Genomic DNA, 7,500 nt, shown 5'->3' on the forward strand with positions numbered 1-7,500 from the left:
TCGTATTTAATGAATTTTTTTTGTTGGGATTTATCGGGTCGCGATGTTGAAAGGTGATTTAAAAAAGTATTATATTCTTAACATTTGAAAGGGAAGCCTGATTTTTTTAGAATCGTATTTACATTTTTTCTAAATTCAAAGTAAAGACGATCTTTGAACATCGGGCGGCGATCGTATTAATTTTTAAGTGAAATATAAACCTTTTTTGAAAATCTGGTTTTAGAAACTTAGAGCACATCAATTATGATTAAAATATCCGGCCTAAACAAGGCTTTTACAACCAAAGTCCTTTTTGACGACTTAAACTTGAGCGTCAATCGAGGAGAAAAGGTCGGCCTGGTCGGTCGAAACGGTCACGGAAAGTCCACACTCTTTCAGATGATTCTTGGAAACGTTGAACCTGATTCTGGTATAATCTCGGTTCCTAAAGGTTATAAAATCGGCTATCTCCAACAGCATCTTCATTTTACCAAACCTACCGTTTTAGAAGAATGTGCTCTTGGTCTTCCCGAAGGGGAAGAATACGAAACTTGGCAGGTTGAAAAAGTTCTTTCCGGTTTGGGTTTTTCCGAACAGGACATGGAAAGAAATCCGAACGAATTTTCCGGAGGTTATCAGATCCGGATGAATCTTGCGAAACTTCTCGTTTCCGCTCCCGATATGCTGATGCTCGACGAACCGAACAACTATCTCGATATTGTCACGATTCGTTGGCTCGAAGAATTTTTGCGAGAATGGGAAGGTGAAATCATATTAGTAACTCATGATAGAGGATTTATGGATGCCGTAGTCACTCATACGATTGCGATCCATAGAACTAAAGCGGTCAAGGTCCAAGGCGATACGGATAAACTTTACAATCAGATCAATCAATCCGAAGAGATCTACGAGAAGACTCGCTTGAACGAGGCAAAAAAACGCAAACAAGAGGAGATATTTATCGCAAAGTTTAAAGCGAAAGCGAGTTTCGCTAGTCGAACTCAGTCCAGAGTCAAAAAATTAGAAAAACAAGGTGAGATGAAAGCTCTGGAAAAAATTCAGGATTTGGAGTTGTATTTTAATAGCGCTCCTTTTGCCGCCACTCAGATGTTGTCCGCGGAGAACCTTTGTTTTTCATATGATGGAAAGGAACCGTATCTCATCGAAAACTTTTCCATCGGTGTGGGAAATAAAGAAAGAATTTGTATCATCGGTAAGAACGGAAAAGGGAAATCCACTCTTCTTAAAATTCTCGCCGGGGAGCTCGAACCTTCCCAAGGAACGATCAAAAAACATCCGGTTTTAAAAGAAGGTTATTTCGGTCAGACAAACAAACTCAATCTCAATGAAAATTCGACCGTGGTCGAAGAGATCATGGTTTCCGATCAGTCTTGTACGGAATGGCAGGCGAGAACGATTGCGGGTGGTCTGATGTTTTCAGACGATCAAGCTCTTAAAAAAATCAAAGTCCTTTCCGGCGGTGAAAAAAGTAGAGTACTTCTCGGAAAAATTCTTGTGACCCCTTGTCATCTTCTGTATCTCGACGAGCCGACAAATCACTTGGATATGCAGTCTTGCGATTCTCTTATCGAAGCGATTGATGAATTTGAGGGTTCAGTCATCATGGTTACTCACGACGAACTTCATTTGCGTGCCGTTGCGACAAAGTTGATTGTATTCGATAACGATACGATTCGAATTTTCGACGGTTCCTATGACGACTTTCTAAACGAAGTGGGTTGGTCGAATGAAGATTATTAATAAATTTGAATATTTTATATTTTTTCTAAACGTCTTTCGATTATTTTAAAGTCCGGTCTTGGGATTTTAAAAAGAGTTTACAAAGTCCGTATTTAATTTCCGAAGGATAAAACGTTTGGGTTTGGATATCCAGAGTTTCTCTTGCGCTTTGATAAAAAATTTTCGGATAAATTCTACTCATTTGAACGGAGAGATTTTGTCTTTTAGGGGAATATTTTAAGATCGTTATATTCTAAAATTTGTAACCTATATATCAAAAAATAGGGAACAAATTTCATGGATCCGTTTCCCTATTTTGTTTTTGTTACCGTAATTTGGCTGAGTATGCTATTTCAAGTGGAAAATACCCGCCGCCGTAAAAGAAGTAAGCGGCGCGCGGGTTAACTCTTATTTTTCAGTGTAGAGCCCGAAGTGTCTGGAAGAAGCGGCTGTACATCCACCCGTCGAACAGGCGATCATAGCTATCGTAATCTTACCATTCACTGTGCGCGCAATCAGAACTAAATTATCGTTTGCGGCTAGCGGCATTCCTCCTCCGCCATTTCCAAACGTCGTAGAAGCCGAAATGCCATTTGTGAATGCAGGAACGTTAGTAGAAGAGTTGCCGTTATTTTGGGCCGTCAAGGTCCGAGCATCTATATTCACTCCTGTGCAAACCCCGTTCAAACACGTGAATTTGCCACTTACGAAGGAATCAACAGTCGCCGCATTGGCTCCTCGCAAATTATCAAAACCGAGAAGTGTTTTGCCGTTTAGAATTCCTGAGCCGTTTAGGTTAACGTCTTTGGCTAAACCGAAAAAACCACCTTTATCCGTTCCCATATCTAAAATAAGTACACCAGTTGAAGAAACGAATGCAGTTTCACCGGTAGCCCATGTAACCTTACCATCGGTACAGATGCCGTTATTGAGGTTTACTGCGGTACCCGCACCGCCCAAAGTTGTGATTGTTCCCGCGACGAATTTTTGGTTTGTTCCAGTGATTGCCAAGGTACCATACCCACCTTGAAATGCGCCGACCGCATTCCCGAACATTGCTTGAACTGTATTAAACGTTCCACTTACGTCGGAACAATTTGAACTTTTCTCTGTGTACAGTTCTGCACGCATCGCCGTTACGGGCGCACCACCTGCGTTTGAGTAGCCTGAAATTGGCGTGGCTAGGAGCCCCACTCCTTCAATGGGAATGGCAAACCCGCCTTGGGTGTAGGCCGGTGCGGATAAAAGAGCGATGAAAGGGCTTGATGTGTATGTGGCTACTTGTCCAGAAATTTTTTCATTGGTGGTGAGATTTGTAAATGAGAAATTCCCATAATTGGCTTTCACCATATCGCCTGTCATAACATCGCCCGGGCTTTTTGTACCGCCATAAGAAATGTTGGAGCTACTGTGGGTGGAAGAGCCGACTAGTATGGCTGCTACGGCTAAGAGGATTGAAGAATCATCTTTTTCCTTCTTGCAATTTAGAACTGTTATGCCGAGAACCGCAAGTGAGGTTAAAAGATGAATAAAACGCGATGCGTAAAGATGATTCATAAAGTGTGCAGGATCGGAAATGCCATATAAATGGCAATCATTAAAAAGCCTCTTCGGAAACTTTTATTCGAAAATACCCAAAGATATTTTAAAATTTGGCATTTTAGACGAAGATAAAGTATTTTTGGAATACTCTTCTCGTAAGATTAAAATGATACTTTTTTCCGTTTGTCGGCCGAACGTTGGATGTAGATGGGTATTTATAAAGAGTCGGCTGAGTATGTCCGTTTAAAATTACTAGTTCCTATATAATAAAGTACCTTTTGTATGTTTTATTTCTTATCGATATGGTTCCGTGGGACAGAATGGAATTCAAGGAATAAGGCGGACCGTCCTTCATTTCAATGGAAATTAAAACTGCAAAAAATAGATTGTGCGGGATATATTCTAAAATCTTTTTATGAAGTGAATTATACAATTGGAGAAGAAACGGTGCGCGGCTTCGAGGAGTTAAATTTGAAAGAATATTTTTCCGGAGATATAATTACGTAATATGGGGTAGGCAAATGACTTTCAATACGGGTCTTTTTTGAAAAAACTTATATTTGAAAAGATGGCTTACGATATTCTCGCATGTCTAAATGCCAACTATTTCGGAGAAAGATAACAAAGATTATACGAAGCGAAAATCATGAAAAAATTCTAACGATTTTAATCGGTTCTCTCTTTTGGGGAGGTCTCTTCTACACGCATCACGGACAAGCGGTACAAAATCCAATCGACGTTTTTGAAAAATTGCATCAGAATAAGGTTCTTAGTTTGCAAAGAAAAACCCGACTAGATCGAACCTACCGACAACTCGGGTGATTTTTATGGAGCTTGTAATTCTTATAACAGTAGTGCTTATACGCAAAAGGGGCTCTTTTTATACGAAATAACGAGAGGCAGCGCAGAAAGATGAATCGATTCAATCATTTAATAAAAACGGAATATTCTGGATTTTAAAACCGATAAATCCCCAATTCTTTGCGGGTTCGATCGAGGACATTTGTGATCGTATTTCGGGCTTTTTCTTGTCCTTTTTTGAGAGCTGCTTCCACAAAAGATTTGTCTTCCCCGATTTTTTCCCGTTCCTTACGGAAAGGAGCAAAGTAATCCAAGGTATCCTGTAGAAGTTGTTTTTTAAGATCTCCGTATCCGGTTCCGGGGATTAAAAATTTCTGTTTGAGGGCTTCTTTTCCTTTTTCATCTAAAAACAAAGAATGAATTGCATAAATATTACTTTTGGAAGGATCTTTGACTTCGTCGATTCCCGCGGAGTCGGTTGTAATAGACATTATGGATTTCTTAAGTTCTTTTTCGGAATCGAAAAAGTTGATCGTGTTTCCGTAAGACTTAGACATTTTCTGTCCGTCCGTACCTGGAACCAAAGCCGTTGTTTCGTCGATTTCCGGTTCGGGGATTTTAAAAACGGGACCGATTTCCCGATTGAAATTCGAAGCGATATCTCTTGCAAATTCCAAATGCTGCTTTTGGTCTTTACCGACAGGAACCCGATCGCTGTCGAAGCCGAGAATATCCGCCGCCATCAAAACCGGATAGAAAAAAAGCCCTCCGCCGGGACTAAAACCTTTTGCCACCTTATCTTTGTAAGAATGCGCCAAGTTCAACTGATTGACTGTGATCGAATGACTCAAATACCAAGTTAGTTCGGTGACCTCGGGAACTCCAGATTGTAGCCAAAACGTACATCGATCCGGATCGATTCCCAGGGCTAAAAAATCGCAGACTGCGTTGAATGTATTTTCTTTTTGTTTTTCTTTCGAAGAGAATGTAGTTAAAGAATGCAGGTCTGCAATGAAACAAAATAAGTCTGCCGAGTCCTGATATTCTTTGAGCTTTCGAATGACGGAGAAAAAATTTCCTAAATGAAGCTTACCGGAAGGTTGGACTCCTGTGAGAATCCTCATGTTTCCTCCGTTCGCTTTGTCTCGTAAGGTTTACCGGAAAGTCTCTCGTATTCTTTCGTCAAAGATCCAAGCTCTGCATCTAATTTTTTATGTAAGGTCAATTTGGTAATCGTGGATTTATCCTTATAAATCACCGCATAGTTATAGAAGAGTTTTGTCATCTCCAAAAAAGCGAATTCTAACGTTTTCCCGTTCAATCGATTTCCCGAAACGATGGTCGAATCGCAGTAAGGGATAAATCTGTGAAGAATTTTGATTTCTTCGATTACTTTCTCTTTGGAAACCAGAACTCTTTCGTTCAGTTTGCCGGAAGCTTCGTATTGTTTTGCGAGTAAGTGATTTTCAACGATGATATTGATTTTCTCCGCAAATTTTCCCATAAATGCCGCGGCGTCTCCGAGTAACTTCAAAAGGTTCTGAGTAATCTGGTCTTCCACTCCCACCGTTGAAGTCGTATGTTCGTTGTAAGTCGCAAAGCTGTATTGAAAGCTCGGATATTTTTTATTAAACGCGTCCAAAAGACGAAGCAAATTATTGATTTGCTCGATATCGCTTTTAAAAAGACCGGGATGCATAATAATTACGTCTTTACTCTGGTTTTTCGAACCTATCTTAACGGTCCCTTCTAAAATCGGAGCATAGGAAGCTTGGAGATCCCTAAGCAATAAATACATCAATTTATGAGGAGTCCCTTTAAAGGAAGATTTCATAGACGCGGACTGCATATTTTCGGGAACGTGATTTTCAAAATAATCGTCTACGATCAGATTCAAAAAGTCGAAGTTCATTCTTCCTTTATCGTCGATTCGGAAATATCTTTCTCTCAGGTTTTGTAGTTCGTGCTTGCGGTTCAGTCTAGTCTGGATATCGTCCGCAAGACGAAGCAGAGTTGTTTCCACTTCTTTGATGATGTCGGGAGAACCCTGAAATTTAGTTTCATTGATCGGAGGAACGTTGAGTTGTTGAACGATTTCGTTCCAAGCGATCATTCGTTTTGTCGCGACGATATGGAATGCCCGAATTGCGTCGGACATTTTAGGTCTTCCGCTTTCAAGGTTCAGTCCGTAGGAAAGTCCCGCCATAATCTGGGGCATTTTCGGAACCAGCTTTTCGTCCTTACGCACCAGTTCTGGAACCTCCGTCATGATGATATCTTTGCAGTCTTCCCTACTTAAATGTCTTGCATAATAAAGTTCTAATTTAGTTGCGCGGTTTAAAAAAATTTCCGGAGAGATCTGATCTATAAATAGACTATCTAAAGAAATGATACTGTTGAGAAGTTTATTAAAATTTAATACCACGTTGTATACGAGAGGCTTCCAATATCTCCAGCCCTGTTGTTCGCAGAAACGAAGCGCTTGGATCGTAGCGATGATTTGGTCTTCCTTTAAAAATTTGAATAAGTTATGAACACCGCTGGAAACCTGCAGTTTTCTTCCTAAAAAACCTACATCTATCGTTCCGGATTCTCTTGCGAATTTGTTAATCGCGGGATTTCCGCCGAAAAGGTTCGCCAAGAATCCGACCCCTCCGGAAGAATTGGATTCCGTTCTTCGAGTGGGTTTGGGGATGGTTTTTGTGGAGGTCGCGGATTTTTCGGAACTTCTTTTAGGTCTATCTTCTTCCGACTTTTTGTTTTCTTCCTGTCTTTTTTTCTCGAATTCTTCGTCGACTTTCTTCATCAAATCGATTCGAATAAAGATATCATTCGACTTTTGAATGACTTCGTCGATCTGCTCCTGATGTTCGGGGCTTCTCTGTTTTCTATAGAGATCCGCGAATGTCTTATGGGCGTCAGTCCTTGAGTTTACAGACAAGAGAGTTTATTCCTTTTCGTTCAGTGGATTCTCGACAATTTGTGCGCTGGAAGGGGCGCTGAAGTTGAACAGAGAAGCGGAAAGTCCTACGTTCGTTTGCACACCGGAAAAGCTGATCGATGTATATTCTCCGGATCCTTTGTGTTTCATTCGGAGCGATTTGGGAGTATTGTCTGGGTTCATAGTCACTACGATTTCTTCATACGATTTTGTAGGAGATTTTAGTCGAATCGACCCTCCGACTTGAGTGATTTCTTCGTAACCGCTGAGTAAGCCGAAGACTCCTCCGGAAGTTCCGCGAAGATCTTGTTTTCCGACGATGCCTCTTGCGGGAGAATAAAACCAAAGAAATCTACCGTTGGAAGAAACGACTCTACCATCTGAGAATTTGACGTGTAAATAATTCGGTTTTTTAAAGGACAGTGTTCCTGAAATTTCGTTATTGATCGTAACGCTCGCTCTTAAAGATGAAATTTCGCCCATTCTGCCTAAAAGAG

General features: G+C 40.7%; 6 protein-coding genes and 1 pseudogene (1 of these 7 only partly in view). 3 read left to right on the forward strand and 4 right to left on the reverse strand.

The features are described 5' to 3' along the window. Window positions 1-243 precede the first annotated feature (243 nt). Window positions 244-1,740: an ABC-F family ATP-binding cassette domain-containing protein gene (locus tag LEP1GSC062_RS20320; RefSeq protein WP_020985344.1), complete on the forward strand. Its 1,497-nt coding sequence runs from the start codon at window positions 244-246 to the stop codon at window positions 1,738-1,740. Window positions 1,741-2,127: 387 nt separating this feature from the next. On the opposite strand, the gene LEP1GSC062_RS20325 is transcribed toward LEP1GSC062_RS20320, so the two are convergent. Then, entirely contained in the window at window positions 2,128-3,276 is a 1,149-nt protein-coding gene (locus LEP1GSC062_RS20325; protein WP_020985346.1) for a hypothetical protein, read from the reverse strand. A 267-nt stretch (window positions 3,277-3,543) separates the two neighbouring features. Between LEP1GSC062_RS20325 and LEP1GSC062_RS23760 the strand changes: the two genes are divergently transcribed. Together LEP1GSC062_RS23760 and LEP1GSC062_RS25230 are read left to right on the forward strand one after the other, a co-directional pair. After that, window positions 3,544-3,768, forward strand: coding sequence for a hypothetical protein (locus LEP1GSC062_RS23760; protein ID WP_010576589.1), 225 nt, complete (start codon window positions 3,544-3,546; stop codon window positions 3,766-3,768). Window positions 3,769-3,849: 81 nt separating this feature from the next. Then, a pseudogene (locus tag LEP1GSC062_RS25230) lies at window positions 3,850-4,141 on the forward strand (hypothetical protein); the annotation flags it as partial. Window positions 4,142-4,217: 76 nt separating this feature from the next. Here LEP1GSC062_RS25230 and trpS read toward each other — a convergent pair. The 3 genes in view from trpS to LEP1GSC062_RS20350 are tightly spaced (at most 6 nt apart) and all read right to left on the reverse strand, a layout consistent with a single transcriptional unit that may run on beyond the window. Further along, a complete protein-coding gene (gene trpS, locus LEP1GSC062_RS20340; RefSeq protein ID WP_020985353.1) occupies window positions 4,218-5,186 on the reverse strand; it encodes a tryptophan--tRNA ligase in 969 nt (322 codons plus the stop codon). Continuing rightward, a complete protein-coding gene (locus LEP1GSC062_RS20345; protein WP_010576592.1) occupies window positions 5,183-7,003 on the reverse strand; it encodes a hypothetical protein in 1,821 nt (606 codons plus the stop codon). Before LEP1GSC062_RS20345 ends, trpS begins: the two co-directional genes overlap by 4 nt. A 6-nt stretch (window positions 7,004-7,009) precedes the next feature. Then, window positions 7,010-7,500, reverse strand: the 3' portion of a protein-coding gene (locus tag LEP1GSC062_RS20350) for a LolA family protein (RefSeq protein ID WP_010576593.1). The gene runs 103 nt beyond the window's last position; only the last 491 of its 594 coding nucleotides appear in the window; the start codon falls outside the window, past its right edge; it ends in the stop codon at window positions 7,010-7,012.

This window comes from Leptospira alexanderi serovar Manhao 3 str. L 60 (assembly GCF_000243815.2).
GTDB lineage: Bacteria > Spirochaetota > Leptospiria > Leptospirales > Leptospiraceae > Leptospira > Leptospira alexanderi.

Coding starts and splice junctions, on each gene's coding strand:
- trpS (WP_020985353.1), bottom strand. CDS start 5,186: ATGAGGATTCTCACAGGAGTCCAACCTTCCGGTAAGCTTCATTTAGGA.
- LEP1GSC062_RS20320 (WP_020985344.1), top strand. CDS start 244: ATGATTAAAATATCCGGCCTAAACAAGGCTTTTACAACCAAAGTCCTT.
- LEP1GSC062_RS23760 (WP_010576589.1), top strand. CDS start 3,544: ATGTTTTATTTCTTATCGATATGGTTCCGTGGGACAGAATGGAATTCA.
- LEP1GSC062_RS20325 (WP_020985346.1), bottom strand. CDS start 3,276: ATGAATCATCTTTACGCATCGCGTTTTATTCATCTTTTAACCTCACTT.